This window comes from Streptomyces neyagawaensis (genome assembly GCF_023516595.1).
In the GTDB taxonomy this organism is placed as follows: Bacteria; Actinomycetota; Actinomycetes; order Streptomycetales; family Streptomycetaceae; genus Streptomyces; species Streptomyces neyagawaensis.
In genome coordinates this window covers 62,492-88,018 of the sequence record NZ_JAMGBG010000023.1, presented here as the reverse complement: position 1 = coordinate 88,018, position 25,527 = coordinate 62,492, and the positions used below count along the sequence as shown (strand labels likewise).

Sequence of the window (25,527 nt, the reverse complement as noted above, 5' to 3'; positions counted from 1 at the left end):
AACACGGCCCCTCGCCCTCCTCATCGGGAGGCCGAGGGGCCGCTTCGTCATGTCCGGGCCGTCACGCCTTGGGGTGCCGTACGGCCCTCTTCACTTCCTCCTCGACCTCGTTGCGGGGCCGGCCTTCCGTCTTGGCGTAGTCGGTGACGGCGGCGTGGGCGTCGCGGGCGAGGTCCCGCCAGGCGCGCCAGGCGGTTTCGTAGGTGCTGGTCTGCTGCGGGGTCCACGGGGTGGTCGTGGGAGGTCCGTAGTCGTCGCGGAGGTTCTCGACCCGGGCGTGTGCCTGGTCAGCGGTACGTTGCATCTCCACGAGTTCTTCGAAGGTGTGCGCCACGGGCAGGGATCTTAGGCAGCTGGGGCCATCTGTTCGCGCACCGGCTCACTGCGCCGCGCCGGGTGTCGTTCGGCTGCGTCGGCGAGTGCCCAGGCGGTGACGAGCTGCTCATACTCGAGCCGTTCGTGGGGGCGGAGGTAGCCGCCGGCGGTGCGGAAGAGGGTGCGGATCCGTTCGTTGAGGTCGGCCGCGGACCGCACGGAACCACGGCCAGGGAGGTCGGGGGGCATGGGTTCAGCGTACGGACATCCTCGGACAACAGCCCTTGAAACTGTGGTGTTCGCTGTGGGGTTGGTCGCTATCCGGCCCAGCCGATGTCGTCGACGTCGATGCCGTCGGCGTACGCGATGAAGACCACCCAGGAGCGGGCGCCGAACGCGACGGCGGCCTCGCCGGGCGGCGGCCAGGAGGGACGCTGGACGAGGACGGAGGCGATGACCTCCATGGCCTCCTGGCGGCCGGGGGCGGGTAGCTCGTCGAGCGCGTCCTCGGCCCGGATGGCGAGATCCACTGTGTACATGGGCAGCACGGTAGGGCGAGCCCGGCGATCGCGTGCGGGCCTGTGGATAACTCTGGGCATGGCCTAGTCGAGGAGGCCGAGTTCGGTGTCCGGGCGGCAGTGCGGGCAGGCGGGCACGCCGCCTTCGGTGAGCGCTCGTACGGCCTGGTCCCCGGTCGACGCCGCGGCGGCGTTTCCCGGCGTTCCAGCAGTCGCCGCGGTGGACGTACGTGGGGGCCCGGCCGGAGAGGTTCTGCTCGATCAGCCAGTCCGGAGGCGGGGGCAGCGGGCGGCGCGCCTCTGCCTGTTCGATCTTGGCTTCCTCCTCAGCGATCCACTTCTCGACCTGCTGCAGCTGGAAGCGGAGGTATGCCTCGACGATGCGAAGGCGAGCGAGGTAGGGAGGTCTCGGGGTGTCGCTCATACGTTCGAATCTAGCGCGGCCCGTAAGCCGCCGCGATCCGGCCCCGGCCCCCCACGGGACCGTGCTGGCCGGTGGGTAGGCTGCCCGCATGATTCGCGCCGTGGCCTTCGACGTCGGTGAGACCCTCACCCGCGATGACCGCTACTGGAACTCGTGGGCCGACTGGCTCGAGGTCCCTCGCCATACCCTGTCCGCGCTCGTCGGCGCCGTCGTCGCGAAGGGACACGACAACGCCGAAGCCCTCCGCCTGGTCCGCCCAGGGATCGACATCCCGGCGGCGTACCGGGAGCGCGAAGCCGCCGGCCGCGGCGAGGTCCTCGACGAGACAGACCTCTACGACGACGTTCGACCCACCCTCGCCACGCTGCGCCAGCTCGGTGTCCGCGTCATCATCGCCGGGAACCAGACCAGCCGGGTCGGGCAGCTGCTGCGCGAACTGGACCTGCCTGCCGACCTGATCGCGACCTCCGAGGAGTGGGGCGTTGCCAAGCCCCGCCCGCAGTTCTTCGAGCGGGTCCGGGAGGTGGCGCACGCCGCCCCTGGCGAGACCCTGTATGTCGGCGACCACCCGGCCAACGATCTGTTCCCCGCGAAGCAGGCCGGCCTGCTCACCGCGCACCTCCGGCGCGGGCCATGGGGGCATCTGTGGGCCGACGACCCAGACGTTGCTGCGGCCGCGGACTGGCGGATCAACTCGCTCACGGAGCTCGGCGCCATCGTCGCGGACTGACGCAACGGCCCCGACAGCTGGGCTGTCGGGGCCGTTCACGTATCCAGCGCGTTACCACGCAGGTACGGTTCGGAGTGGACGCCCCGAACTGGAGCCAGTATGCCCGCGAACACCATGCGCGAGGTAGGCCAACGCATCGCCGCCACCCGCCGCGCTCACAGAATGACCCAACAGCAGCTGTCGTCTGCCTCATTCGTATCCCTGTCCATGCTCCGGAAGATCGAGCAGGGCAGCAGATTCCCCAGCGACGACACTCTCGACGCCCTCGCCGCAGCCCTGAACGTGGACCCTGGCCGGCTCCTCACTGGCCATCAGCGCACCGACAGCCGCGTCCACGAAGCGCTGCCCGCGATCTCCGCTGCGATCGTCGCCCAAGACGACCCTGACGACGGTCCTGTCCGCCCGCTGCACGAACTGCAGCAGGCTGTCGAGGAGGCCGTCTCCTGGCGGCTCGCCGCGCAGTACGTCCAGATCAGCCAGTGCATCCCCGGCCTGCTCGCCGAGCTGGCCCGCGCGCTCCACACCGGGCCGCTCGCCCATCGCGCCCACGTCGCTTCCCTCCTCGTGCACGCCTACCGCTGCGCCGACGCCGTGGCCTTCAAGTTCGGTGCTCGAGACCTCTCCGCCCGCCTCATCGACCTCATGCGGGCAGTCGCAGCCGAGGCCGAGGACCCACTCCTGCAGGCGTCCGTCGCCTACGTCCGCACCGAGGTGTTCTTCGCCGCCCGCGCCCACCGGCCAGGCCTGCGCGCGCTGGAACGAGCGATCGACACCAGCCCTCCGCCGAGCACGCCGACGGCGGCCGCAGCGCGCGGTGCCCTGCACATGCGGGCCGCGGTCATCGCCAGCCGCGCCAGCAGCCCGGACATCGCCGACACCCACATGCGCGAAGCCACCCAGCTCAGCGAGCAGGTCCCCGAGGATGTCTACCTGGGCACGGCGTTCGGCCCCGACAGCGTCAACGTCCACAAGGTGTCCGTCGCCGTCAGCCTCGGCGACGACCACGTCCAGGAGGCCCTCGACGTCGCCAGCGAGTGGAAGCCTCCCGAGGAGCTGCCCGCTGAACGGCGCTCCGGGTTCTACATCGAGCTCAGCCGCGCCCAGCTGTGGGCCGGCCTGGCCGACGACGCCTTCGAGTCGTTGAAGGTGGCCCGACGGATCGCGCCCCAGCACACCCGCGGGCACCGGTGGGCACGGGAGGACGCGGCCACGCTGCGCCGGCTGAAGCGGGCCGACTCCGAATCGCTGACGTCGTTCGCTGAGTGGATCGGCGCCGTCTGAGGTTGTGCCACCGGGTGACACAAGGTGTGTCACTTGTGGCCCTTGTCGGCGCCCATGATCTGTCTGTCCACACCAACAGGCAGATGGGAACGGGGATGAAGACAGCTGTACCCGCCACGCCGACTCTCGTGCAGGGACCGGTGAGCATCGCACGACAGCACGGCGAGGCCTGCTTCCACTGCGGTGCCGTCGCCAAGAAGCTGTACGCGGACGGCTGCATCACCCTGGCCGGCCGCGACCGCGTCTGGCCGATCGTCACGTGCGGGTGCCGCAGGCAGGCGGTCGCATCATGACGAGGCACCACGGCCTCCAGGAAGAGCCCGTCACACTCCCCGACCCAACGCGCCCGCCCAAGCCCACACCCGGCTGCGACGTGTGCGCGGCCCTCGACCAGCAGCGCGCCCAGGCGGAGGAGGACGGCGACACCCGCCGTGCGACGACGCTGGAGATGGAGATGCGCCGGCACCACGCGCTGCGACCGCCAAAGAGGCGGTGACCGTGGAGACCCGCGAGAACACCGAGACCGACAGCTCGTCCCAGTGGTGCGCATGGCACCAGGGCCACACCTTCACCGCGCGCCTGGTCCGCGACCCCGCAGACCAGGGCTCGGGAGCCGGGGCCCCCAGCCTGTACGCCTGCGGCCCGTGCCGGTACGCGTACGACCTGGTCCCACTCGGGGAGCAGTCATGAGGGCGGCCACGGTGCCGACGGTATGGAACCTGTCGCGGCCCGTGCGGGACGGCAAGCGCTGCGTACGCTGCTTCCTGCCCCTCGACGACGACTCGGTGCCCGCTGGGATAGCGCGTGGCTACTGGGGGGCCCACAACCTGAGCGTCACGGTGTACGCCCACCCCGGATGCACGCCCACCCCGACGGGCTGAAACTCCCGGTGCCCACCTTCCCGGGCGCCGGTGCCCGCCCCTCGTGCCGATGAGGGGCGGCTAGCGCCCCGCCGCCGACGCATCCCCCGGCTCGGCGGCGGGGTCCGGCATCAGATCCACCTCTCCCACACCGATGGCATCAGCAATGCGGACCAGCGTGTCGAAGAGCGGGGAAGCGTGGCCCTGCTCGATGCGGCTGTACGTGGCGACGTCGAGGCCTGACCGCCTGCACACGTCCAGCTGGGTCAGGTTGCGGTCTATGCGCACGCGACGGATCTGCTCCCCCAGCTCGCGGCGGCGGGCAAGGACCCGATCGGAAGGCGGAGTGGGACGAGGCACCCGTCCACGCTCCCGACCACATGATCTTTTGTGGTTAGGGTCAAACCTAATTTGTGTGATCTTGCGGCTGGGCGGGCAAGCGATCTGGGCGCCTGTCACAGCCGCGCAGGGCGGGAGGCACGGTCGGTCCCTCGCGCGAGGTACTCATCCGTCCAGATGGCGGAGCCGTGTCTCCCTGCCGCCCCGGGCCCCTACGCTGGGCTCGGGGCGGCGCTCGCGCATGGAGCGCCGAGTCTTCGCCAAATCTCCCGGATTATTGGCCAAGCGCCTGCCGTGAGTTTGGCTATCGGCGACCTGCGAAAACCCCAGGTGAGCACAGCGCTTAATCCGGTACACCTTCTAAGCGCTTGGCCGCAGGTTCGAGTCCTGCCGGGGGCGCCCACACCCCGCCCTCCTCCGGGAGGGCTTTTTTGCTGGTCAGACGCCATGTCGGGACCCGGCAGAAAGCCCCGGAGCCCCCTCGATGGCCGGGGGTGGGATTCCGGGGCTGTACGGCTGTCAACGGGATTCTGCGGGTCGCCGTGTCGAATACGTGTCGAAGTTCTGGGCGCCGATCAGGACGACTTCCGGCGAGCCCCGAGGGAATCAGCGCACTGATCTTCGACAGGATCCGGCAGGTCTCCAGCGGCTTCGAGCCGCCGTTTCAGGTCAGGAAGCTGCCCGTCGACGCACCGGGCGTAGGTGGCCAGCAGCACGGGCACGCTGTTGCCGGCCCACTCGGCGACCTGAGCGGGCGGTATGCCGTCGTTGAGCCACTTGGTGAGACGTGTGTGGCGATTGTCGTAGACCCGCCTGCCCGTCGGCGAGTCGAAGACCTGCGGTGGCAGCACTGCTTGCCGGGCGCCGCGCCAGGCGCGACGGGTGACGGATCCCGCGAGGATTCCACCGTTCTCACCCTGAAGAGGAGGTCACCGGGCTTCAGCTGCTCGTCCTCGATGTGCTGCCGCAGAATGCGGGTCAGTGCGGGGTGCCCCGGCACCGTGCGTGTCTCACCTTCGGCCCGGTCCTTGAGGTCGCGCCGTTCGTGGATGTCCCCCGTGTCCGTCCACTGCTTGCCGACTTCCGGAGTCGCGGTGTGGATCACCAGTTCGCACCATTGGTCGGCGGCATCGCTACCGGGCAGCTTCACATCGGCCACGCGCATGGCCACGGCCTCTTCCGGACGCGACCCGCAGTAGTACAGCGTCGCGAAGAACGCGTGCAGCCGCTTGCCTCCCCGGGACCGCTTCCGGATGTGGCCGAGGAGCGCCGCCGCTTGATCGGCGTTGAGGAGGCACCGCTTGTCCACGGCAGTGCTCGTCCTGGTGACGGCCGTCGCCGCCTTGCCCTTGGGCAGAGGGTTGTCCCGGAGGAGCCCGTGCCTGATCGCGTGCTTCATGACGACGTTGAGGATCCTGGACGCGGGTGGTGTCAAGGTCGGTCGTGGACGCCGGCGTGACCAGCACGGCCAGGAGGAGCCCGAGGGCGTCGGTGAGCAGGTGGCGCTTGCGTCCGTTGATTTTCTTCCCGGTGTCGTATCCCCGGGAGGCCAGGGTGACGGTGGCGTCCGCCTTCACGGACTGCGAGTCCACGACCGCCGCGGTCGGCTCCGGGCTTCGGCCCTCAACTGTGCGGACGGCCTCGCGCAGCCGGTCGTGCAGCTCGGCCACCAGCCCCGCAGCCCGCCAGCGGGCGAAGAAGGAGTAGACCCGTGGCCAGGGCGGGAAGTCGGCGGGCATCGCCCGCCACTTGATGCCGTTGTCGACGAGATACCGCACCGCGTCGATCATCTGCCGGTGGCAGTAGCCCTCCGGCCTGCCGCCCCGGCCCGCCAGCCAGCCATCCGGGCACCGGCAGCAGATCCCGCACCAGTTCCCACTCCGCATCGCTCATGTCCGAGTCGTACCGAGGCCGGCGCTCCGGCCGGTTGGCCGCGTTCCCGAACCGATGGGCGAGGCAGCCACACCCAGGGGTGGACGAACTGGACTCGGCGACCAGGAGCACGCAACACTTCGACACCAGGGCCTCTTGTTTCTCGCTGGATTCGACAACCGCGAGCTACCAAGAGGCCCTTCTTCCACGCACCTGTACGGCCGACTCACCCGAACCAGGCTCTTGTTCGAATCCCACCGACCACACGGACGGATAGAGAACGGTCAGTTAAGGGCTGTCCCGCAATTGATCTCTGGGTCGGGCTGATGCGGGGCCGGAGGGCGAGCGAGAGCCCGAGGTGGTCGATGCTGCCGTCGGCCGAGGATTTCGAGATGCCGAACAGCGGGGCACGCAGCGTAAAGTTCGTGCGCCAGTAGGCGATCAGCAGCAGCACGCGGTCCTCCAGTGCCAGGCTCCAGGGACGGCCCTTGCGCACCGGATCCGCGCCGCCGTGGCGTAGCGCGGCGATCAGCTTGCAGAAGCAGCGTGGACTCAGCCCGGGGAACGGGATTATCCAGGAGGACTCCGGCGCCGTGATCACACCAACCGCGGCAAGATCGTCTCATCCCTGTCACGTCTCACCGGGGCGTGAGGGAATCCCCGGCTGCCCGTCGCTGACCGGGCCACATGTCGTCATACGCGGCGTCAAAGAACTGCACCTGCGGCCCGCGCAGCGCGGACGCGTCGGCCAGCTCTCCTCGGGCCACCTCTGCAAGGCGGGCCGCATAGCGGTAGGCAGCACCCCGCAGGGGCTCGCTTCTGGCCGAAAGGTCGATCTCCGCGTGCGCGAGCCACAAGTCGTCGACGAGTCGGTCGATCACCGGATCGGCCGCGCTGACGCCGACATGTGGGGACGTGAGCACCGCCTTCTCCACCTGCGACGCAATGCTCAGGAACTTCAGGATCACGTTCTTCAGCTCCGCACGGTGCGCGGCTGACTCCTGTATCTCCAACTGCCGGGTGCTCGCCCGTGACACCAGGTACTGGCCGAACAACGACCCGCCAGCGCCGAGCGCAACACCGGCCAGAGACAACAGCGCCGGCCCCAAGGTTCCCCAAGATCCCATGACGTGAGTCTCTCAACTCGCTGCGGAGAGAGCCGAGCTGCCTATGTGCAGTTCATGCCTGGCTCGTGACCGCTCGGGTTACCTCGCCACGTCCCGCACACTCTCACCGTCGGACAAGCCGCCCCACAGCGTCCGGTTGCGTTCCATCGAGTACGCACGCGCCCGCGGCATGCGCGGGCAGGGCGAAGAACGACGCGTCCGCTGACAGATCCCGCGAAGGTGAACCGCTCCGGGTCTGATGGAGGCTCGATTCCCTGAGAGGGTCGAGTCATGGCACGTCCGTCCACCTACCCGCCCGAGCTTCGTGAACGTGCAGTGCACATGGTCGCGGAGATCCGCCCGAACTACCCGACCGAGTGGGCTGCGATGAAGGCCGTCGCCGCGAAACTGGGCATCGGTGCGGCCGAGACGGTGCGGACCTGGGTCCGTAAGGCCGAGGTGGACGCCGGCCAGCGGCCCGGAGTGACGTCCGAGGAGGCCGCGGAGATCAAGCGACTGCGGGCCGAGAACGCCGAGCTGCGTCGGGCGAATGAGATCTTGAAGGCGGCGTCGGCTTTCTTCGCGGCCGAGCTCGACCGGCCGTCGAAACGCTCGTAGCGTTCATCGACGCTCACCGCGAGGTGTTCGGAGTCGAGCCGATCTGCCGAGTCCTGACCAGCCATGGACTGAAAGATCGCAACGAGCACCTACTACGCCGCCAAGAACCGCACCCCGAGCACTCGGGCGGTGCGAGATGCGGAGCTGAAAGCCCAGATCAGCCGCGTCCACTCGGACAACTTCAACCCCGACGCGGACCACGCCGCGTCATCGGCGGCGCCTTGGATGACGCGGTGCGCCGCCCCGTCCGGCGTCGCGCGCGAAGCGGAGCCAGGACAGATCAGGCCCGTGAGCCACCCACCCGCAAGCGGTCGCGTCTGCTACACGTAGCGGTAGACCGCGCTGTGATCCTCCAGTTCGTCCGGAGTCACGTCCCACGGCGGCATCCTCTCGTGCCGCGCGACGATCCGGCCGTGCTGGGCGTCCTTCGGGCCGGGGGGCTTCGCGGGGAGATAGCGGGCGTTCCGGTGCCGCCGCTGCCAGCGGGACCACACCAGGTCGACGAAGGCGTGGTGCAGCCAGAAGACGGGGTCGTTGACGGAGGCGCCGCTCACCATGTGGCCGCCGACCCACCGGTGGACCCGGTTGTGGTTGCGCCAGGACACGGCGCCGCGCCCCCGCCCCCACCCCTCCAGCTTGTTGCGGAACCCCTTGGCGGACGTGGAGTTCCAGGGAGCCGTGTCGTAGACAGGGTCGGCGAGGGCGTTCTCCACGTCCAGGGCCGTGGGCAGGGCGATCGGGTCGCGCGGACGGCCCAGTTCCCGCATGAGGTACTCGACGTCGGTGATCCCCTCCTTGATGGTCCACCGGCCGTGGCGATAGGCGAAAGGACCGGTCATGACCTGCCGGTCGGAACGCCGCCCGGTGCCGCCGAGAAGGTCCTCGGTCCACGGCGCGGCCGTCGAGGCACGGTCGCGTGTCCAGTCCCAGTACGGCATGGTCACCGACTCGTCCACGCGGCGCAGCGCCCTCTCCATGTCCAGCACGAACCTGCGGTGCCAGGGCAGGAAGGAGGGTGCCATGTGAGCCGTGCGCGGGCCGTTCTCACCGTCGGGAAGGAAGTACTCGATGTGCATACGGACGAACTCGTCGTACTCACCGCGGCGTTTGACCTCGATCAACGCGGCGACGAACCGGCGCCGCTCGGCAGGGGTGAGTGTGCCGACGTCCCTACGCGTGTACACCATTTCGGTGATCCCCCTCGACTCCCTGACCGACGTTCGGCGTACCGCCGTCGTCCGTGTGGCCGTCGGTTCCGTTTGCCGCGCCCAGCTGCGCGGTGGGGCCGAGCTCGTCCACGGCGGCGCGCGCCGCGGCGAGTGGCGTCGGATACGACTGGTAGTGGTCGACCATGGTCATCCAGCTGCCGTCGACACGGCGCATGAGGTGCAGCGGCCGCCCGTCCACGGTGACGTGCCATCCGCCGGAGGCGTCGTCGCCCAACAGCCCGGCGTCGTCCGGGACGACGACGATGCGCCGTCCGCGGTACGTCTCCCGGAAACATGCTCTCTCCGGCCCGGCCGTCCCCGATGCCACCAAGAAGGGAGCAAGTGCCATCCCGGCCACTGACGCGGACAACCCCCGCAGCATGTGCCTCCGCCCGGCGAACCCAGTGGAGTCGACGGCGAGCGACGAGCAACCGGCCGCGGTGTCCACTGACGCGGTCACGGCCTTTTCCGGGACACGGTCGGAGATCCTCATTCTGGGCCTCATATTCGACTTGCACGGCAGCATCAAAATTCTCCACCACATCCAATCCTCCCCCGGATTCCTTGTACTTCACCTGAACAAGAGATTTCAGCATCGCGATTGCAGGCACACGGGCAACACGGAGGCCGACACCGCACGTGCGGAATCGGCCTCTGTGGAGCAACCACCGGGAAATGCCAGAACGCCGGTCAAGACGCGGCCAGCATCGCGGCCGGGGACGTTCTCACTTCTGCTGCGGCAGACCGCCCAGCAGCGGGGTGCCGGTACCCAGGGCGGTGGACGTGCGCTCGACCGTGGTCAGCAGTGCCCCCTTCTTCTTTCCCTTCCCCTTGGCGTCGAGCACGCCCCCCCTCAGCGGCTGCGTCTGGACGGGGCCCTTGTCGAGCGTCCTCACCGCGTCGTTGAGGTTCTTGTGCACCACCTCGGTGGCGTTCTGGGCGAACGCGGGCGCGGCGGCACCGGCGATGATCAGGGACCCGGTGACGACGACAGCTGCTTTCAGCGACTTCATGTGCGTTCCTTCCTTCGGCGAACTGGGTAGCCGGGGCGGATTCTGACATCGAGCACAACGAGCGCCGACCGGTCTGGAAACCCGCGTGCGGGAGATCGCCGAGTACTCATATGAAACCTCTGAAGGATTTGCCTCCGAAAGCCGGGAGGGGCCACCAGAAAGAGCGGAAACCGGCGCCGGCGCGGTTCGACCGGTGGGCCCCACCCGCGCCACCGAGCCTGTCAAATTGCCGAGGCGTGCGGACGCGACACGCCGTGGCTGCAGGCCATGCGCCCGGGGCCCGTCTGCAAGCGGCACGGCCGCTCCGGCGGGGTGCGCGACGTCGCGTCGGACACGGCGCGACCCGGGTGGGTACGGCCGTTGAAGAGGAACCAGAAAGCCCCCCACTTCACCAATCCGACACACTTGCACCGTTTGATTGGTTTATGCCCCATGACGGCTAGAGTTTGCGCACGCCTGGACGCGTCCTGACAACACGCACATCGCTTCTGGCTCCCCCTGGCACTTCCGCCTTCCCGAAAGGACAGCGCCGGTCATGCGCAACTCCCTAGCCCTTCTGCTGCGCCGTACGACGGTGGGTGCCCTCGCACTCGCCGGGATGTGGGCTCCCACCGGTGCCCTGGCGGTCGCGCCTGTCGCAGCCTCCTCGCAGGAGGCCGGCAGTCTCCCCTTCGCCCAGCGGTACCGCGCCCTCCAGCACGGCGGGATCGTCCGCGCGGCCAACGTCTCCATCACCTGCCGTACACCACGGGCGAACCACCGGTTCCCGTCGTCCACAGCACCTTCCTGCCCCGCCGCACGGCAGGGCGCGACCGGGGTGAACGGTGACTTCGACATGACGTACGTCGACGTCGACAAGGACCCGAACACCTACAACTCCTCCCGCGCGGAGGTCCGTGTACCCGAGGGCTCACGGGTCAGCTACGCACGGCTGTACTGGGGCGGCAACCTGCGCGTCGGCGAACAGAAGCCGCCCAAGGACAATGGGCGGGTGCTGGTCGCCGAACCCGGCGGTGAGTACAAGGAGGTCCTCGCGGACACGGTCGTCGGCCACCGTGTGGCGCAGGGTGCGGACGCTTTCCAGGCTTCGGCGGACGTCACGAGACTGGTGCGGGAGAGCGGGCCCGGTCTGTACACCGTGGCACAGGTAAATGTGGCGATGGGTAGGTCGGCGGCCGGTGCGTGGGGTGGCTGGACTCTGGTGGTGGCGTACGAGAACCCGGAGCAGCCGTTGCGGCACCTCGCCGTCTGGGACGGCTTCGACGCGCTGAAGTCCGGTGCGGGGCCGGAGATCCGGCTGCGCGGGATGCGTTTCCCGACGGGCGCGGGCGGCCGAGCGGGCCTGGTGACGTACGACGGCGACCACGGCGCGACCGGCGACACTCTCACCCTCACGACCACCCGCGCGTCCTCCGCCCCACAGCCGCACCGCACCGAGGTCACCCCCCTCACCAACTCCGCCAATCCCCGCGACGACGTCCTGAACTCCACGATCAGTGAACCGGGAGCGTCAGATCCGGAGCGGGTGCCGGCGTACACCCGCACCCTCGGCTACGACTCCGATGTGTTCGATCTCGGAACGGGCCTGCGCCGCGGCGGCGATCAGCTGGCCTTCCGGGTCGTGTCACAGCGGGACCGGGTCTGGGCCGGCGTGCTCTTCGTCGCCGTCGACGCCCTGCGGTAAGGCGCCTTCCTCCCGTCCCGAGCGTCCCGCGCGCGAGGAGATCACGCATGCACACGTCAACAACTGACCCTCGGCCGCGGGTCCTGCACCTCACTCAGCCCGTGGAGGCCGGAGTCGCCCGCGTCGTGACGGACCTGGTGCGGGCGCAGCTCACGGCCGGCCTGGCCGTCACGGTGGCCTGCCCCGACGGGGCACTCACCACAGGCCTCCGGCAACTGGGGGCGGACGTACGGCACTGGCACGCGACGCGGTCACCGGGTCCGTCACTCGTGCGGGAGGTACGACATCTCGCACGCGTGATCGATGACGTGCGCCCTCACCTGGTGCATGCGCACAGCGCGAAGGCCGGGCTCGCCGGACGGCTCGCCGTCCGGGGGAGGATCCCCACCGTGTTCCAGCCGCACGCCTGGTCGTTCGAGGCCACCGGCGGGGCCGCCTCGGCGCTCGCGCGGGCCTGGGAGCGGTGGGGGGTGCGTTGGGCCTCCCAGGTGGTGTGCGTGAGTGAGGCGGAGCGCATGACCGGCATGCGCGCCGGGATCAGCGGACGGTGGTGCGTCATCCCCAACGGCGTCGACGTACAGCGCTTCCGCCCCGCGCCCGCCGGTACCGTACGGGCCGGCCTGAGGCCGTTGCGCGAGGTCGATCCCGCCGCGCCGCTCGTGGTCTGTGTGGGGCGGCTGTGCCGGCAGAAGGGCCAGGCCGTACTGCTCAGAGCGTGGAGTTCCGTCGCCCGGCGGGTGCCCGGCGCGCGTCTCGTCCTGGTCGGCGACGGGCCGGACCGCGATCGGCTTCGGGCGTGCGCGCCGGAGTCCGTGCTTTTCACGGGCGCAGTCGCCGACGTCGTCCCCTGGTACCAGGCCGCGGACCTCGTCGTCCTGCCGTCCCGTTGGGAGGGCATGGCGCTGGCCCCGCTGGAAGCGATGGCCTGCGGCCGGCCGGTGGTGACCACAGACGTCGACGGTGCCCGCGAGAGCCTGCCCCTCTCCCTCGCACCCCACTGCCTGGTCCCGCCCGAGAACCCGGCGACGCTGGCCAGGGCCCTTGCCGACCTTCTGCTCGACCCGCCGCTGCGCGCATCGCTCGGCCGCCAGGGGCTCCAGTACGTCCTGTCCTCGCACGACGTGCGGCACACCGCCGAGGCGGTTACGGACGTCTACCGCCATCTGATCGGCGTGCGACCCGATCCCCGCGTCGCACCCCCGCAGCATAGGGAGTCCATCCACTCGTGACCGCGGACAGTACGATCTCCTCCACCGCCACACACCCCCACGAACACAGAACCCCGCCCGTCTCGGTCATGCCGACGCGCGGGGCTGTCCCGAGTGCCCCGCGACCCGCCGGCAGGCCGCGGCCCCCGGGGTCGGCGCCGCCGGTATCCCTGCTCGTCGCGGACGGCACGGCCGCCCTGCTGGGTGTCCTGACACTGACCGGGCCTCAGCTCCATCCGCTCGCCTTGGCCTTGCTGGCCGCGTTTGTGCTGCTGCGCCCGCATCGCACGCGCCCGCCGCTACCGGGCGTCCTCGACGAACTGCCCGCCAACTGTGGCCGGACCGCGGTGGCCTGGCTGGCGCTCGCCGCGCTGACGGCGGCCTACCGGCCGGAGCACGCATTGTCCGCCCGCGCTCTGTTGCTGGGCTTCGCCGTGCAGGCCGCGGCGAGTTGCGCGCTACGCGGCATCGTGCACACGTGGTGCCGCTCCGCGCTGCTGCGCAACCCCGGCGCCGCGCTCGTCATCGGCCCGGCGGCGACCGCGCAACGCGTGGCCGCCGCCGTGCTGCGCCACCCCCGGTGCGGGCTACGGCCGGTGGGAGTCGTGGCCGAACAGCAGGACGGCGCCGGGGGCCTGCCGGTTCTGACCACCGGTGAAGAGGTCGCGAGGGCGGTCGTCCAGAACGGCGTTCGGGCGGCGCTGGTCGTCGCCCCCTCCGTACGGTCCCAGCAGGGACCGCTGCTCAGCGCGCTGGCCGAGTGGGGCTGCACGGTGTGGGAGGTGGACGCGGACTCTCCGTCGTACGCGACGAAGGAGCAACTGGCCGGGTTCTCCTGTCGGCTTCTGCAGAGGTCCGCGACGCCACTCGCCAGCGCGGGCAAACGGGCGTTCGACGTCCTTGTGTCGGCAACGCTGCTGCTGCTGGTCAGTCCCCTGTTGCTGGTGTGCGCGGTGGCACTGCGGATCAGCGACGGGCCGGGGGTGGTGTTCCGGCAGGAGCGCATCGGCAAGGACGGAAAGCCGTTCACGCTGTTGAAGTTCCGCACCCACCGCCCCCTCGACGAGCACGAGGCGGCGACCCGGTGGAGCGTGGCGAACGAACACGAGATGCGCGGTTTCTGCCGCATGCTGCGGCGCACCTCGCTCGATGAGCTCCTCCAGCTGTGGAACGTGCTGCGGGGCGACATGAGTCTGGTCGGACCTCGGCCCGAGCGCCCCTACTTCGTCGGACAGTTCAGCGAGTCCTACCCCGGCTACGCGGCTCGCCACCGTATGCGGACCGGCATCACCGGCCTCGCCCAGGTCCATGGACTGCGCGGCGACACGTCCATCGAGGACCGCTTCCGGTTCGACAACGTCTACATCGACAACTGGTCGCTGTGGCAGGACGTGTGCATCCTGTTGCGCACCGTGGGCACGCTCACGCGCCCGACAGGAAGCTGAGCGCATGAGCCTCGCAGTGACACCGCTCGCGCGCCGCGGCGCCATCGTGACGCCGGCCCTTGCCGTGGTGGCCGTGCTCGCCCTGCTGGCCCTGCCGCTCGACCCGAGCGGCGAGGGCGGCCCTGGTCCGGCCGACGCGATGTCCGGCTTCCTGGTGCTCTTCTGTGTGGTCCGCCTCGTACGCGACCGGCGCCGCCCCTTGCCACGTACGGCCGCCGTGGTGCTGGGCCTGCCGGTCCTCGGGCTGGCAGTCGCCGCCCTGGGGGCATTCTCACCCGAGGCCGGGATCACCGGCATGGGCCGGTATCTGCAGATCTTCGTGCTCGTCCCTGCGGCGGTCCTGCTGTTGATCCGCGGCCAGGGCGACTTCCGGTTGCTGGCCTGGTCGTTCGTAGCGCTCGCGGGCTGGCAGGGGGCCGTCGGAGTGCACCAGTACGTCACCCGGACCGGCGCCTCCTTCCAGGGCGAGCAGATCCGGGCCGTCGGCACGTTCGGGCCGCAGGACGTGATGGGGATGGCAACGGTGGTGGGCCTCGGCCTCGTGTGCGCGTTCGCCCTCGCGCTCGGGCGGACCTCCGTACGAGAACGGGCAGTCGCCCTCGCGTGCGCGTTGGCGCTGCTGCTGCCGCTCGCGATGTCCTTCAGCCGGGGCGCGTGGATCGCTACAGCTGTGACCTGCACGGTGCAGCTGCTCCTGGCCGGGTTGCGGCGCGCGCTCAAGGTGGCTGCGGCCGTAGTCGCGGCGGGCGTGGTCCTGGTGGGCGGTCTCGGTGTCGGCACAGCGCTGCTGGAGGAGCGGATCGACAGCATCACGCAGGTCGCCGACGCCCCCGACCAGTCCGTCGCCGACCGGTACACGATGTGGGCGGCCGCAACCGACATGTGGCGCGATCACTCACTGACCGGCGTCGGGTTGAAAGGGTTCCCCGAGTACCGGGACACGTACGCCTCGCTGACGCTGTCGTCGGGCAGCGACACCGGCGGCGCGGGGGCCGCGTACCGGAGGCAACCGCTGCTGTCACCGCACAGCATGTACCTGCTGGTGCTGAGCGAACAGGGCCTGCTCGGGCTGACCGCGTTCGCCGGAAGCTGGCTGACGCTGCTGGTGTGCGCGCTGCGGGCGACTGTGCGCGCACGCGCGTCGGGGCCGCACGGCCTCGGCTGCGGGCTGGTCGCCTGCGGACTGCTGGTCTGGCAGCTCACCGACTTCGCGTACGCCGACATCGGCGGCCCCTCCACCGTACTGACCGCCGTGGCCCTCGGGATGGTGGCGTGGTGGGCGCTGACCGGGAACGGCAAGGCGCAGGCCGCCCCGGCGGTTCCGGTACGCGCGAACGCGCCTGGGAGCGTGACGCGATGTCCATGACGCCGCAGACTCCGCCTGCGCCCGTTTCCGGCACCGACGCGGCGGCCGTACCCGCGGCACGGGCGGCCACACAGGACGTGGTCGGCACCGACTCCCCTGCGGCCTCCGGGAAGTTCATCGCGAGGGCCACTCTGATCACGGCGTCGCTGTCGGTCGCCGGAGCGCTGCTCGGTCTGGTGCGGGACCAGACACTGGCCCAGCTCTTCGGAGCGGGCATCGAGACGGACGCTTTTCTGGTCGCGTGGACCGTACCGGAGTTCGCCGCCACGCTCCTCATCGAGGACGGCCTGGCCATCGCGATGATCCCGGCTTTCAGCCTGGCCCTGACCCGGCGCGCCCAGGGTGTCTCCGGCGACCCGGTCCGCTCCCTCGTCACCGGCACCCTGCCCCGCCTGGCCCTCGGCTTCGTCGCCGTATCCGCCCTGATCATCGTGGGAGCCCGCTACCTGGTCGAGGCGCTGGCGCCCGGCCTCCCCGACCCCGGTCTCGCCGCCGACTGCACCCGGCTGACAGCGACCTGTGTACTGAGCTTCGGGCTCGCCGGGTACTGCAGCGCGGCTCTGCGGGCGCACCGTCGCTTCCTGGCCCCCGCCACGATCTACGTGGCCTACAACATCGGCATCATTACCGCGATGTTCCTGCTCGGCGAGCGCTGGGGCGTGCGATCGGCGGCGGCCGGTGTGGCGATGGGCGGCTGCCTGATGGTCTTGGTCCAACTGCCCTCCCTGCTGCGTCTGTTCAGGACTCGAGGCCCAGCCGCGTCCGGCAGCCGCGTCGAAGTACGCCCGATGAACCTCGCCCTGATCAGCAGCGTTCTCATCTTCGCCATGTGCCGCCAGTCCCAGGTACTGATCGAACGCCTCCTGGCCTCCACCCTTCCCGCCGGGGCCATCTCGCACCTCAACTACGCGCAGAAGGTGGCCCAGATCCCCATGACGCTGTCGCTGATGCTGTGCACCGTCACCTTCCCGGTGATCGCGCAGGCACTCGCCGACGGCGACACGGAGCGGGCCCGCGCCCGGGTGGAGCGGGACCTCGCCCTGGCTTGCCGCCTGGTGCTCTTCGGCGCTGCCACAGTGGTCGCCTGCGCGCCGCAGATCATCGAGATCCTGTTCCAGCGGGGTGCGTTCACCGCGCAGGACACGGTGGCGACAGCGGAGGCCCTGCGTGTGTACGCCCTCGGGCTGCTCGGCCAGACGTTGGTGGGTGTACTGATCCGCACGTACTTCTCGGCGGGGCGGCCCACCTGGTATCCGATCGGGGCCATGACCGCGGGTGTCATCGCGACCACCTGGATCGGGGTGGCGACCGTGGGCTCCGGAGGTGTGCTGGGGATCGCAGGCGCCAACGCCGCCGGCATCACCGTCACGGCCGTACTGCTACTCGTCGGCCTCGCGCAGAAGCGGGACGGGCACACCCGTCCCGAGAGCACACAGCGAGCCGGAAGCGCCACGGGACCGATTTCGTTCGCCTTCTCGACCTGGACCGCGGCCCGTCGGCGTCGACCCGCGCAGCACGGCGGGCCACGCGGGGTCCGCCTCCGTACCAGGCACGTGCTGTCCGATCTGGGCGGGCCGCTGCGGGCGGCGGCGGCTGCCACTGCGGCGGGCGGGTACGCCTCCGGCATGCCGGGGTCCCCGGTGCTCGGTCTCGCGGTCGGCTGCGTGACCGTGACCGCCGTCTTCCTCCTGCTCGACCTGGCCATGGACACCCAGGGCCGCACATCCGCGCTCCATTCCGTAGGTGCCGTCACTCGGAGGCTGAGGCATGGTCGTTCCAGTTGAATCAATCGGCACGGGCAGACGCGCGGCCGGACGCCCCCGCCCCGTCCCGTGGGTGGCGATGTACCACTCCGTGGGCGACTGTTCCGACGACCCGTACCGCATCACGGTCACGCCCGAGCGGTTGGAGCGGCAGCTGGCCTGGCTGCGCCGGCACCGGCTGCGCGGTGTGTCCCTGCGCGAACTGCTCGCCGCCCGCGCCCAGGGCAAGGGGAGGCGCCTGATCGGTCTCACCTTCGACGACGGATACGCCGACTTCCTGGGGCACGCGCTGCCGGCGCTGCGCCACTGGAACTGCGGTGCCACCCTCTTCGTCCTGCCCGCCCGCCTCGGGGGCGTCAACGAATGGGACCCGCTCGGCCCGCGCAAGCCGCTGCTGTCCGCGGACGGCGTCCGGCAGGCGGCCGACGCCGGCGTGGAGATCGGTTCACACGGGCTGACACACGTCGATCTCACCCGGGCCGACGATGCCACTCTGCAGGCCGAGGTCAGCGGCAGCAAGGCACTGCTGACAGAGCTGATCGGCGCTCCGGTCGACGGGTTCTGCTACCCGTACGGCACGATCGACCGCCGCGCCGTGGCCGCCGTACGCGAAGCCGGATACACCTACGCCTGCGCCATCGATCCCGGCCCCCTGACCGGCCCGCACGCCCTCCCCCGTCTGCACATCGGTCAGAACGACACAACCTGGCGGCTGCACCTCAAACACCGGCTGCACCGGCTGCGCCGGCGCCGTGTGGAGGGTGTGTGACATGAAAGCTCTGCACGTCATCACCGGTCTTGGCGTCGGCGGCGCCGAACAACAGCTCCGCCTGCTGCTGCGGCACCTCAGCGTCGACTGCGAGGTGGTGACCCTCACCAACCCGGGCGCCGTCGCCGACGGGCTCGCTGCCGACGGAGTGCGCGTGCACCACCTCGGCATGGGCGCCAACCACGACCTGTCCGCGCTCCCCCGCTTGACCCGCCTGATCCGCACCGGTGGCTACGACCTGGTCCACACCCACCTCTATCGCGCCTGCGTCTACGGCCGGTTGGCCGCCCGACTCGCCGGCGTCCGGGCCGTGGTCGCCACCGAACATTCCCTCGGCGACTCCCAGATGGAAGGCAGGAGGCTGACTGCGGGCGTCCGCGCGCTCTACCTCGCCAGTGAGCGCCTCGGCTCCGCCACGGTCGCCGTCTCCCCCGCGGTGGCCGACCGTCTCGAACGCTGGGGCGTGCCCTCCGCACGCATCCAGGTCGTTCCCAACGGGATCGACCTGGCTCGTTTCCGCTTCGACGCGTCCCGGCGCCACCACACCCGCCGACGCCTCGGACTGCCGGAGGACGCCTACGTCGTCGGCGGGATCGGCCGCCTCACCGCGGGCAAGCGCTTCGACGTCCTCATCCGGGCGATGGCCCTGCTGCCGAACGACCACTGGCTGTTGCTGGTGGGTGGCGGCCCGGAGGACAACGTCCTGCGCCGTACCGCCCACGAGGCGGGCGTGGCCGACCGCGTCCTGTTCACCGGCGAGCGCCCCGACCTCCCCGACGCCTCCTCCGGCCCCGATGTGCCCTCACTCGCGTTCGCCATGGACCTGCTCGCCTCACCGTCCCCGGAGGAAGCCTTCGGGCTGGCGGTCGTGGAGGCCCTGGCGGCCGGCCTGCCCGTGCTCTACACATCCTGCCCGGCGATCGAGGACCTGCCCGCGCAGGCCGCCACCGGTGCCCTACGCGTGCGTGGCGGCCCCGTGGCGTACGCCCGTGCCGTCGCCGCGGTGCGCGCGGCCGGCCCGCGACCCCGTACGGCTGCGGACGCCGCGCACCACTACAGCATCTCCCACAGCGCCGCACAGCTGATGAACGTGTACACGGCAGCGATGTCCCACTCCATGCCCGCCTCACTCCAGGAAGCCAGTTCCTCATGACCGAAAACCCCACTCGATTTCGCCGGCAACCCGGCCAAGCCGGCCGAACCGGCCTCCTGCGGCCCTGGTTGCTGCTCGCGACCGGCATGCTCGTCGGCGGCCTGGCCGGCGGTGCCTACGGCACGCTCAAAGCCCCGACCTACACGGCGACCAGCTATGTCGTCGCCGTACCGAGCCAGAATTCCGACCCGACCTCCACACTCGGATTCGCACAGGCGTACGGCCGTGCCGCCACGCAGCTCGCGGTGCTCGGGGATGCGCAGTCGTCGGCGGGCGTGCCGGCACGGACACTGCGGCGGAGTGTGCGGGCCGCCACCTCGCCGGACGCGCCGATGATCGCAGTCTCGGCCACCTCCCCTCGCCCCGGCCTCGCCTCCGGCATGGCCAACGCGGTCACCAGCGCGCTGACCCGCCACGCGAACAGGACCAAGGGCAGTACCCACGTCGAACTCGTCCCGTTCTCACCGGCAGTGCGGCCGACCGAGCCGACGTCCGCGTCACCGGTGGTGACCGGTCTGGTCGGCACGAGCGCGGGGGGCCTGCTGGGCGGCCTGGCGCTGCTCGTGAGGCCGAAGCGGGCGGAAAGCGACGACATCGCCCTCCCCGCGGCGGTGCCCGGCCCGGCCGTCGCCGCCGACGTACGCGGACAGCTGTGACGACGCCGTTCACGACGGAGCTCGTCACCGACGCGCGTGCCTTCGCCGAAGTGGCCCCCGGTTGGGGGCGACTGTACGAGCGGTGCGGCGCGGCGACCCCGTTTCAGAGCCACGCCTGGTTGCACTCATGGTGGCTCTCGTACGGCAGGCCCGGCCGGCTGCGGCTTGTGCTCGTGCGCCAGGGCAGCGAACTCGTGGCCGCCGCGCCCTTGATGCTCCGGCGCGGCCCGGTGCCCAGGCTCGTACCGCTCGGTGGGACGATCTCCGACTACGGGGACGTCCTCATCGACGACGAGCGCGCGGACCGGGCGGCCGCCGTGCTCGCCGAGGCGCTGTCGGCCGCGGCCCGCACCGCGCTCATCGACTTCCGCGAGGTGCGGCCGGGCGGAGCGGTCGAGCACGTCTACGAGCGCTGGAGAGGGCCGCGCCACCGGCTCCAGGACTCGCTGTGTCTGGAGCTCCCCGCCGTGCACATGGACGAACTGGTGTCCCGGCTGGCGTCCCGCAAGGCCCAACGGATCCGCGCCAAGCTGCGCAAGCTGAGGTCGCTCGGCGTGGAGCGGCACGTCGTACCGCCAGACCGGGTGGGCCCGGCGCTTCAGCGGCTGCTCGAACTCCACCGGCTGCAGTGGCAGGGCCGGAACGTGACGCCGGAACACCTGCAGACACGCTTCTGCGAGCACCTGACGCGCTCCGTTGGGCCGATGGTGAGTTCCGGCAACGCCGTGGTCACCGAGTTCCGGCTCGACGGCGACGTGGTGGCCGTGGACCTGACACTGCTGTCGCGCCGGCTCGCGGGCGGCTACCTGTACGGCGCCCACCCACGCCTGCGGGAACGCAAGGCGGACGTGGCGGTGATGCTCCTCGATGCCTGCACTCAGCACGCGGGTAACGGGAGACTGCACACGCTGAGCCTGCTGCGCGGCGACGAGCCCTACAAACACCACTGGCGCCCCGAATCCGTCACCAACCGGCGGCTGCTGCTGGCCCGGCGGCGCACGGCCCCGCTGATGTCGGCGGTGGTCGGCGACGTGGCCGTGCGGCGGCGGGGCAAGGAGTTGCTGCGTCGCTTCCGCTAGCGACCACGGGCGGCGGGACCCGCGCGGGACCCGCCGCCAGTGGTCGCTAGCGAGCCCCCCACCACAAGTCGAGACGCAGGCACAGCCGTCCGCCGAGCCAGTACTCGCCCCAGTCGCCGAGGCGCAGCGGCGGGCAGTTCCTGTGGGGCGACGGCACGGTGGGCGCGGGAGGCACGGACGGCTCGGGCAGGGTCGCCGGTTCGCCCGCACCGCCGAAAAGGGCGGACCGGTAGACCAGGGAAGATCTGGGATTGCCCGCACACTGCCAGACTCCGTGCGGGCAGTAGTCGGTCAGCGTGTTGTACAACGGCTTGTGCTCGTCGATCCAGGCGAGCATCCGCCGCATGTATTCGGCGTTGTCACCGTTACGGAAGAGTCCCCATTCGGGATAGGAGATGGGCTTCTTATGGGACTTCGCGAAATCCACCTGTGCTTGCAGCCCGTACGGTTCTTTCACCTGCTCGTCGAAGGTGACTCCTCGAGGCTGGTCGTACGAGTCCATTCCGATGATGTCGACCGTGTCGTCCCCGGGGTAGCACTGCGTCCAGGGAACGGCGTCCCGACCCCGGCTCGGCGTGAAGTCGAACCGGAATTCCTGGCCCGGCACCGAACGCATGGTGGTGACGATCCTGTTCCAGTACGTCTTCCATGCCGTCGGGTCGGGTCCACAGCGATGGGTGTAGGTCGTGCCGTTCATCTCCCAGCCGAGCACCACTACCGTGTCCGGCACGTCCAACGCGACCAGCCGCTCGGCGAGTGCGCGGAAGTGATGGTCGAAGTGCCCGGCCGCGCCCTGCCGCAGCAGCGACCTGACCTCGGTGTCGGAGACACCCTCCTCGTTGCGCTCCTGCATGGGCACGTTGAGGACGAAGATCCGGTCGTCCTTCGCCGTGCGCCAGCGCGCCCACGGCGCGAGGAAGCGGTGCGTGCCCTCGATGTTGCTCCAACGATCCCCCGGCAGATAGGTGTGGCCGACGCGCAGTTCGGTGCCACCCAGCCACCTGCTGAGTCCCGTCATGGCGTACACGCCCCGGACTCCGGAGTCGATGAAGGCGCCGAAGGCGGGGCGCTCACTGCCGGACGACGAGGTCGTCGGCGCGGTGGCCGAAGAACTCGACGGGGCCGACTTCGACGGCTTGGTGAGAGGCTCGGGCGTGAGGGTCGGCGTGACCGCGGATGTCTGCGGTGACTTCGGCGACGGCGGCGCGACCGATGGGCCGACCGCGGGCAGCGTCGACACCGTCGGTGCCGGGGTGGCCGCCATCGGAGCGGGAGGACCGGCGATGGGCCCCGTCCCCGCTGCGAAGCCGGTACCGGAGGCCAGCGCGGCCGAAATGGCGACCACCGCCGCGACGACCGCCGGCCGCCTGGTCCGGGCCCGACATTGCTGTAGAACCATGTCTGCTCCGCTCTCCGCACTCCTGCTGTTTTCAGCCCTGGTGTTCCCGCTGCCACTGTTGGTCTTCTGCTTCGCTTTCCGTATTACTGACACTCCGTATTACTGACATCCAGTCACATGAAATGGCGTGACGCCACTGTGGTTACGACTTCCGAGTGCCTCGCTCGCCCGCACGGGTGAGCCGATCCGAAGGAGTGAGGTCTGTGCAGCTGCTCGACACCCGCGTCCCCGCCGTGGTGCTGCGGATCGACCGGAATATCTTTCACCACGGAACGCTGGGCGCTGTTCGTTCGCTCGGCAGAGCGGGAGTGGAGGTGCATGTAGTCGCCGATTCCATGGGAAGCCCCGTAGCCAGATCGCGATTTCTACGGGAAATGCATCCCCCGCCGCCGCCCAGGTCGTCCCCCCGCGAGATCGCCGCCGCGCTGCGCCGGGTGGCCACCCGGATCAAGCGCCCCGCCGTCCTGGTGCCGATGGACGACGCGAGCGCGGTCGCCGTGGGCCGTATGCGTGAGGAACTCGCCCCCTCCTATCTGCTGCCCTCGCCCGGCACTCTGCCCGAACGCGCCGCCGACAAGGCCGACCTGGCCGCCCTGTGCGCGTCCTTGGACATCGCGCACCCGGTGACCCTGGTCCCGGACAGCCCGGCCGAGGCCGCCGACGCCACCCGTCGGCTGGGACTTCCGCTGGTGGCGAAGTGGAGCCGGCCCTGGCTGGTGCCCGCCGGCAGCACGCTGCGCAGCACGGTACTGGTGAACTCCGCTCAGCAGGCCCGGGAGCTGTATCTGCGCACCGAGGAGGCCGGCAGCCCGCTGCTGCTGCAGGCGTATCTGCCGCCGGGTCCGAACCGCGACTGGTTCTTCCACGGATACGCCGACCGCTCCGGTGCTGTGCGCGCGGGCGGGTCGGGCCGCAAGCAACGGGCGTGGCCACGCGGGGCGGGCCTGACCGCCGTCGGCTGCTGGACGGCCAACCCACAGGTGCAGGCACTCGCCGAGCGGCTCACCGGTGAACTCGGCTACCGCGGCATCCTCGACCTCGACTTCCGTCGTTGCGGCGCGACGGGCCTCTACCACCTGCTCGACTTCAACCCGCGCCCCGGCGCCCAGTTCCGGCTCTTCTCCGACTCCGCCGGGCTGGACGTCGTACGCGCCCTGCATCTCGACCTGACACACCGTCCGCTGCGGGCGGCCGCACCACTGTTGGGGCGGTCGTTCGTGGTGGAGAACTACGCACCACTGGCCGCGCTGCGGCCCGCGCCGCGCGGACGCGAACTGGCCTGGCACGCCACGGACGACCCCGCTCCCGGCAGGGCGATGTGGTCCCTTTGGTGCCGCCACGTGTCCCGTCGACTGCGGGAGCGGCTGTGCGCGGTCCGGCCGGCACCCGCATCGGCACGCGTGGCCCGTCAGGCGGCCGCACAGCCCCTCATCGACGACGAGAAAGCGAGCAGTTGCTGATGTACGACCTGCTGGTGGTGGGCGCGGGCCCATACGGCCTGTCCATCGCGTCGCACGCCGCGGCCGCCGGGCTGGACCTGCGCGTCCTCGGGCGGCCCATGGCGTCCTGGCGGGCCCACATGGCTCGCGGCATGTACCTGAAGTCCGAGCCATGGGCCTCCAACCTCGCCGACCCTGACGGCCGGTGGCGTCTGGACGCGTACTGCTCGGCCTCGGGACTCACGGCGCGTCACGCGGAGCCGATCCCGGTGGAGACGTTCGCCGAGTACGGCCTGTGGTTCGCGCGTCACGCGGTGCCCGAGGTGGACGAGCGCATGGTGAGCCGGGTGGCAGCCGGTCCGGTCGGCTTCGAGGCGGTCACCGAGGACGGAGAGGTGCTGCGCGCCCGGACGGTGGCACTGGCGGTCGGCGTCATGCCCTTCACACAGGTGCCTTCCGTCCTGCGCGGCCTGCATCCCGCACTTGTCACGCACAGCAGCGACCACCGTGACCTCGGCCGTTTCCGTGGTATGGACGTCACGGTGATCGGTGGCGGCCAGGCAGCTCTGGAGACAGCGGCGCTCCTCGCCGAACAGGGCACGCGCGTACGGCTGCTGGCGAGGGCGCAACGACTGCGCTGGAACGACGTGCCGCCACCCTTGCAGCGCCTGTGGTGGCAGTCGGCCCGCACCCCGCACAGCGGTCTCGGCTGCGGCTGGCGCAACTGGTTCTACGCCGAGCGTCCGGACCTCTTCCGTCGCCTCCCCGAGGGGACCCGCACCCGTATCGCGGCCACGGCGCTGGGGCCGGCGGGTGCCTGGTGGGTGCGGGACCGGGTCGAGCCGGTGGTGGAGACGATGCTCGGCCGCGAGGTCGTCGCGGCCCGTGCGGTGCCGGGCGGCGTACGACTGGAGACGGTGAACCGGGCTGGGGAGCTGAGCTCCGTGGATACCGAGCACGTGATCGCGGCCACGGGGTTTCGCGCGACCCGCGACCGGCTCGGCCTGCTCTCCGAGGAGCTGCGCGCGAGCCTCACCACGACATCCGACGGGTCCCCGGCTGTCGGACGGACCTTCGAGTCCTCGTGTCACGGACTGTTCCTGGCAGGCCTGTTGACGGCCTCCACGTTCGGCCCGGCCATGCGCTTCGTCCACGGAGCGACCTTCACGGCGACAACGCTCGTACGAGGAGTACGCCACCGACTGCGCACCGCCGTCCCGCCCGCCCGGGCGATCCCCGTACCGGTGGGCCGCAGGCACGCAGAAGCACCCTGAGAGACGCA

At 70.6% G+C, this 25,527-nt stretch carries 28 protein-coding genes and 4 pseudogenes; 18 read left to right on the top strand and 14 right to left on the bottom strand.

Annotated elements, in window-relative coordinates:
* Positions 1-61: 61 nt before the first annotated feature.
* The 5 genes and pseudogenes from M8J73_RS11880 to M8J73_RS44765 all read right to left on the bottom strand — a co-directional run.
* Positions 62-334 carry a hypothetical protein gene (locus M8J73_RS11880; protein ID WP_249828585.1) on the bottom strand — a complete coding sequence of 91 codons (273 nt, stop codon included), beginning with the start codon at positions 332-334 and terminating at the stop codon, positions 62-64.
* A gap of 11 nt (positions 335-345) precedes the next feature.
* On the bottom strand, positions 346-564 hold the full coding sequence (locus tag M8J73_RS11875; RefSeq protein ID WP_055540055.1) for a hypothetical protein: 219 nt from the start codon (positions 562-564) through the stop codon (positions 346-348).
* A gap of 68 nt (positions 565-632) precedes the next feature.
* Entirely contained in the window at positions 633-854 is a 222-nt protein-coding gene (locus M8J73_RS11870) for a hypothetical protein (protein WP_055540054.1), read from the bottom strand.
* Between the two features lie 63 nt (positions 855-917).
* Positions 918-980, bottom strand: a pseudogene (locus M8J73_RS44770) (DUF6233 domain-containing protein); the annotation flags it as partial.
* Between the two features lie 79 nt (positions 981-1,059).
* Positions 1,060-1,257: pseudogene (locus tag M8J73_RS44765) on the bottom strand (hypothetical protein); the annotation flags it as partial.
* Positions 1,258-1,345: 88 nt separating this feature from the next.
* On the opposite strand from M8J73_RS44765, the gene M8J73_RS11865 reads away from it, so the two are divergent.
* The 6 genes from M8J73_RS11865 (at position 1,346) to M8J73_RS11840 (ending at position 4,149) form a co-directional block, all read left to right on the top strand.
* Positions 1,346-1,987, top strand: a complete 642-nt coding sequence (locus M8J73_RS11865) for an HAD family hydrolase (RefSeq protein ID WP_079054978.1) — start codon at positions 1,346-1,348, stop codon at positions 1,985-1,987.
* A 99-nt stretch (positions 1,988-2,086) separates the two neighbouring features.
* Positions 2,087-3,268 carry a helix-turn-helix domain-containing protein gene (locus tag M8J73_RS11860; protein WP_055540053.1) on the top strand — a complete coding sequence of 394 codons (1,182 nt, stop codon included), beginning with the start codon at positions 2,087-2,089 and terminating at the stop codon, positions 3,266-3,268.
* Positions 3,269-3,408: 140 nt separating this feature from the next.
* Entirely contained in the window at positions 3,409-3,561 is a 153-nt protein-coding gene (locus M8J73_RS11855; protein ID WP_157873186.1) for a hypothetical protein, read from the top strand.
* Positions 3,558-3,764 carry a hypothetical protein gene (locus M8J73_RS11850; RefSeq protein ID WP_055540052.1) on the top strand — a complete coding sequence of 69 codons (207 nt, stop codon included), beginning with the start codon at positions 3,558-3,560 and terminating at the stop codon, positions 3,762-3,764. The genes M8J73_RS11855 and M8J73_RS11850 overlap by 4 nt, the downstream gene beginning before the upstream one ends.
* On the top strand, positions 3,761-3,958 hold the full coding sequence (locus M8J73_RS11845) for a hypothetical protein (protein WP_055540051.1): 198 nt from the start codon (positions 3,761-3,763) through the stop codon (positions 3,956-3,958). The genes M8J73_RS11850 and M8J73_RS11845 overlap by 4 nt, the downstream gene beginning before the upstream one ends.
* Positions 3,955-4,149, top strand: coding sequence for a hypothetical protein (locus M8J73_RS11840; RefSeq protein WP_055540050.1), 195 nt, complete (start codon positions 3,955-3,957; stop codon positions 4,147-4,149). Before M8J73_RS11845 ends, M8J73_RS11840 begins: the two co-directional genes overlap by 4 nt.
* Before the next feature lie 60 nt (positions 4,150-4,209).
* Here M8J73_RS11840 and M8J73_RS11835 read toward each other — a convergent pair whose 3' ends face one another.
* The 5 genes and pseudogenes from M8J73_RS11835 to M8J73_RS11815 all read right to left on the bottom strand — a co-directional run bounded on the left by M8J73_RS11835 (position 4,210) and on the right by M8J73_RS11815 (position 7,466).
* Complete coding sequence (locus M8J73_RS11835; RefSeq protein ID WP_055540049.1) at positions 4,210-4,488, bottom strand: helix-turn-helix domain-containing protein; 279 nt, start codon at positions 4,486-4,488, stop codon at positions 4,210-4,212.
* Between the two features lie 554 nt (positions 4,489-5,042).
* Entirely contained in the window at positions 5,043-5,318 is a 276-nt protein-coding gene (locus tag M8J73_RS11830; RefSeq protein WP_206187910.1) for a site-specific integrase, read from the bottom strand.
* Between the two features lie 282 nt (positions 5,319-5,600).
* The gene (locus M8J73_RS11825; RefSeq protein WP_169797868.1) at positions 5,601-6,257 is read right to left on the bottom strand and encodes a transposase; all 657 of its coding nucleotides are present in this window, start codon (positions 6,255-6,257) and stop codon (positions 5,601-5,603) included.
* A gap of 410 nt (positions 6,258-6,667) precedes the next feature.
* Positions 6,668-6,940 (bottom strand): annotated as a pseudogene (locus tag M8J73_RS11820) (IS5/IS1182 family transposase); the annotation flags it as partial.
* Between the two features lie 37 nt (positions 6,941-6,977).
* Positions 6,978-7,466 (bottom strand): hypothetical protein, encoded by a 489-nt coding sequence (locus M8J73_RS11815; protein ID WP_240501441.1) that lies wholly within the window; start codon positions 7,464-7,466, stop codon positions 6,978-6,980.
* Between the two features lie 270 nt (positions 7,467-7,736).
* Here M8J73_RS11815 and M8J73_RS11810 point away from each other — a divergent pair.
* A pseudogene (locus tag M8J73_RS11810) lies at positions 7,737-8,243 on the top strand (transposase); the annotation flags it as partial.
* Between the two features lie 140 nt (positions 8,244-8,383).
* Here the strand turns inward: M8J73_RS11810 and M8J73_RS11805 are convergent.
* From M8J73_RS11805 to M8J73_RS11795, 3 genes are all read right to left on the bottom strand, one after another.
* Positions 8,384-9,250: a tyrosinase family protein gene (locus tag M8J73_RS11805; RefSeq protein ID WP_055540047.1), complete on the bottom strand. Its 867-nt coding sequence runs from the start codon at positions 9,248-9,250 to the stop codon at positions 8,384-8,386.
* A complete protein-coding gene (locus M8J73_RS11800; protein WP_063799240.1) occupies positions 9,234-9,620 on the bottom strand; it encodes a tyrosinase family oxidase copper chaperone in 387 nt (128 codons plus the stop codon). Before M8J73_RS11800 ends, M8J73_RS11805 begins: the two co-directional genes overlap by 17 nt.
* Positions 9,621-9,996: 376 nt before the next feature.
* Complete coding sequence (locus M8J73_RS11795; RefSeq protein ID WP_055540046.1) at positions 9,997-10,284, bottom strand: hypothetical protein; 288 nt, start codon at positions 10,282-10,284, stop codon at positions 9,997-9,999.
* Positions 10,285-10,819: 535 nt separating this feature from the next.
* On the opposite strand from M8J73_RS11795, the gene M8J73_RS11790 reads away from it, so the two are divergent.
* The 9 genes from M8J73_RS11790 to M8J73_RS11750 are packed head-to-tail and all read left to right on the top strand — an operon-like array spanning position 10,820 to position 21,407.
* A complete protein-coding gene (locus tag M8J73_RS11790) occupies positions 10,820-11,968 on the top strand; it encodes a DUF3344 domain-containing protein (protein ID WP_055540045.1) in 1,149 nt (382 codons plus the stop codon).
* Between the two features lie 47 nt (positions 11,969-12,015).
* On the top strand, positions 12,016-13,197 hold the full coding sequence (locus M8J73_RS11785; protein ID WP_055540044.1) for a glycosyltransferase: 1,182 nt from the start codon (positions 12,016-12,018) through the stop codon (positions 13,195-13,197).
* On the top strand, positions 13,194-14,621 hold the full coding sequence (locus M8J73_RS11780; protein WP_055540043.1) for an exopolysaccharide biosynthesis polyprenyl glycosylphosphotransferase: 1,428 nt from the start codon (positions 13,194-13,196) through the stop codon (positions 14,619-14,621). Before M8J73_RS11785 ends, M8J73_RS11780 begins: the two co-directional genes overlap by 4 nt.
* Before the next feature lie 4 nt (positions 14,622-14,625).
* Positions 14,626-15,987, top strand: coding sequence for an O-antigen ligase family protein (locus tag M8J73_RS11775; protein WP_055540042.1), 1,362 nt, complete (start codon positions 14,626-14,628; stop codon positions 15,985-15,987).
* On the top strand, positions 15,978-17,771 hold the full coding sequence (locus M8J73_RS11770) for a lipid II flippase MurJ (RefSeq protein ID WP_055540056.1): 1,794 nt from the start codon (positions 15,978-15,980) through the stop codon (positions 17,769-17,771). The genes M8J73_RS11775 and M8J73_RS11770 overlap by 10 nt, the downstream gene beginning before the upstream one ends.
* Complete coding sequence (locus M8J73_RS11765) at positions 17,755-18,519, top strand: polysaccharide deacetylase family protein (RefSeq protein ID WP_079054976.1); 765 nt, start codon at positions 17,755-17,757, stop codon at positions 18,517-18,519. Before M8J73_RS11770 ends, M8J73_RS11765 begins: the two co-directional genes overlap by 17 nt.
* A 1-nt stretch (position 18,520) precedes the next feature.
* Positions 18,521-19,672 (top strand): glycosyltransferase, encoded by a 1,152-nt coding sequence (locus M8J73_RS11760; RefSeq protein ID WP_055540040.1) that lies wholly within the window; start codon positions 18,521-18,523, stop codon positions 19,670-19,672.
* Positions 19,669-20,328: a YveK family protein gene (locus M8J73_RS11755; protein WP_055540039.1), complete on the top strand. Its 660-nt coding sequence runs from the start codon at positions 19,669-19,671 to the stop codon at positions 20,326-20,328. Before M8J73_RS11760 ends, M8J73_RS11755 begins: the two co-directional genes overlap by 4 nt.
* The gene (locus tag M8J73_RS11750; RefSeq protein ID WP_055540038.1) at positions 20,325-21,407 is read left to right on the top strand and encodes a GNAT family N-acetyltransferase; all 1,083 of its coding nucleotides are present in this window, start codon (positions 20,325-20,327) and stop codon (positions 21,405-21,407) included. The genes M8J73_RS11755 and M8J73_RS11750 overlap by 4 nt, the downstream gene beginning before the upstream one ends.
* Before the next feature lie 46 nt (positions 21,408-21,453).
* Here M8J73_RS11750 and M8J73_RS11745 read toward each other — a convergent pair whose 3' ends face one another.
* Complete coding sequence (locus tag M8J73_RS11745) at positions 21,454-22,806, bottom strand: glycoside hydrolase family 26 protein (RefSeq protein WP_055540037.1); 1,353 nt, start codon at positions 22,804-22,806, stop codon at positions 21,454-21,456.
* 203 nt (positions 22,807-23,009) lie between these two features.
* Between M8J73_RS11745 and M8J73_RS11740 the strand changes: the two genes are divergently transcribed.
* Entirely contained in the window at positions 23,010-24,266 is a 1,257-nt protein-coding gene (locus M8J73_RS11740; protein WP_055540036.1) for a carboxylate--amine ligase, read from the top strand.
* Complete coding sequence (locus tag M8J73_RS11735) at positions 24,266-25,519, top strand: NAD(P)-binding domain-containing protein (protein WP_055540035.1); 1,254 nt, start codon at positions 24,266-24,268, stop codon at positions 25,517-25,519. The genes M8J73_RS11740 and M8J73_RS11735 overlap by 1 nt, the downstream gene beginning before the upstream one ends.
* Positions 25,520-25,527 lie beyond the last annotated feature (8 nt).

Coding starts and splice junctions, on each gene's coding strand:
- M8J73_RS11795 (WP_055540046.1), bottom strand. CDS start 10,284: ATGAAGTCGCTGAAAGCAGCTGTCGTCGTCACCGGGTCCCTGATCATC.
- M8J73_RS11745 (WP_055540037.1), bottom strand. CDS start 22,806: ATGGTTCTACAGCAATGTCGGGCCCGGACCAGGCGGCCGGCGGTCGTC.
- M8J73_RS11770 (WP_055540056.1), top strand. CDS start 15,978: ATGTCCATGACGCCGCAGACTCCGCCTGCGCCCGTTTCCGGCACCGAC.
- M8J73_RS11865 (WP_079054978.1), top strand. CDS start 1,346: ATGATTCGCGCCGTGGCCTTCGACGTCGGTGAGACCCTCACCCGCGAT.
- M8J73_RS11775 (WP_055540042.1), top strand. CDS start 14,626: ATGAGCCTCGCAGTGACACCGCTCGCGCGCCGCGGCGCCATCGTGACG.
- M8J73_RS11785 (WP_055540044.1), top strand. CDS start 12,016: ATGCACACGTCAACAACTGACCCTCGGCCGCGGGTCCTGCACCTCACT.
- M8J73_RS11850 (WP_055540052.1), top strand. CDS start 3,558: ATGACGAGGCACCACGGCCTCCAGGAAGAGCCCGTCACACTCCCCGAC.
- M8J73_RS11825 (WP_169797868.1), bottom strand. CDS start 6,257: ATGATCGACGCGGTGCGGTATCTCGTCGACAACGGCATCAAGTGGCGG.
- M8J73_RS11875 (WP_055540055.1), bottom strand. CDS start 564: ATGCCCCCCGACCTCCCTGGCCGTGGTTCCGTGCGGTCCGCGGCCGAC.
- M8J73_RS11800 (WP_063799240.1), bottom strand. CDS start 9,620: ATGGCACTTGCTCCCTTCTTGGTGGCATCGGGGACGGCCGGGCCGGAG.
- M8J73_RS11735 (WP_055540035.1), top strand. CDS start 24,266: ATGTACGACCTGCTGGTGGTGGGCGCGGGCCCATACGGCCTGTCCATC.
- M8J73_RS11765 (WP_079054976.1), top strand. CDS start 17,755: ATGGTCGTTCCAGTTGAATCAATCGGCACGGGCAGACGCGCGGCCGGA.
- M8J73_RS11870 (WP_055540054.1), bottom strand. CDS start 854: ATGTACACAGTGGATCTCGCCATCCGGGCCGAGGACGCGCTCGACGAG.
- M8J73_RS11815 (WP_240501441.1), bottom strand. CDS start 7,466: ATGGGATCTTGGGGAACCTTGGGGCCGGCGCTGTTGTCTCTGGCCGGT.
- M8J73_RS11755 (WP_055540039.1), top strand. CDS start 19,669: ATGACCGAAAACCCCACTCGATTTCGCCGGCAACCCGGCCAAGCCGGC.
- M8J73_RS11760 (WP_055540040.1), top strand. CDS start 18,521: ATGAAAGCTCTGCACGTCATCACCGGTCTTGGCGTCGGCGGCGCCGAA.
- M8J73_RS11860 (WP_055540053.1), top strand. CDS start 2,087: ATGCCCGCGAACACCATGCGCGAGGTAGGCCAACGCATCGCCGCCACC.
- M8J73_RS11790 (WP_055540045.1), top strand. CDS start 10,820: ATGCGCAACTCCCTAGCCCTTCTGCTGCGCCGTACGACGGTGGGTGCC.
- M8J73_RS11840 (WP_055540050.1), top strand. CDS start 3,955: ATGAGGGCGGCCACGGTGCCGACGGTATGGAACCTGTCGCGGCCCGTG.
- M8J73_RS11805 (WP_055540047.1), bottom strand. CDS start 9,250: ATGGTGTACACGCGTAGGGACGTCGGCACACTCACCCCTGCCGAGCGG.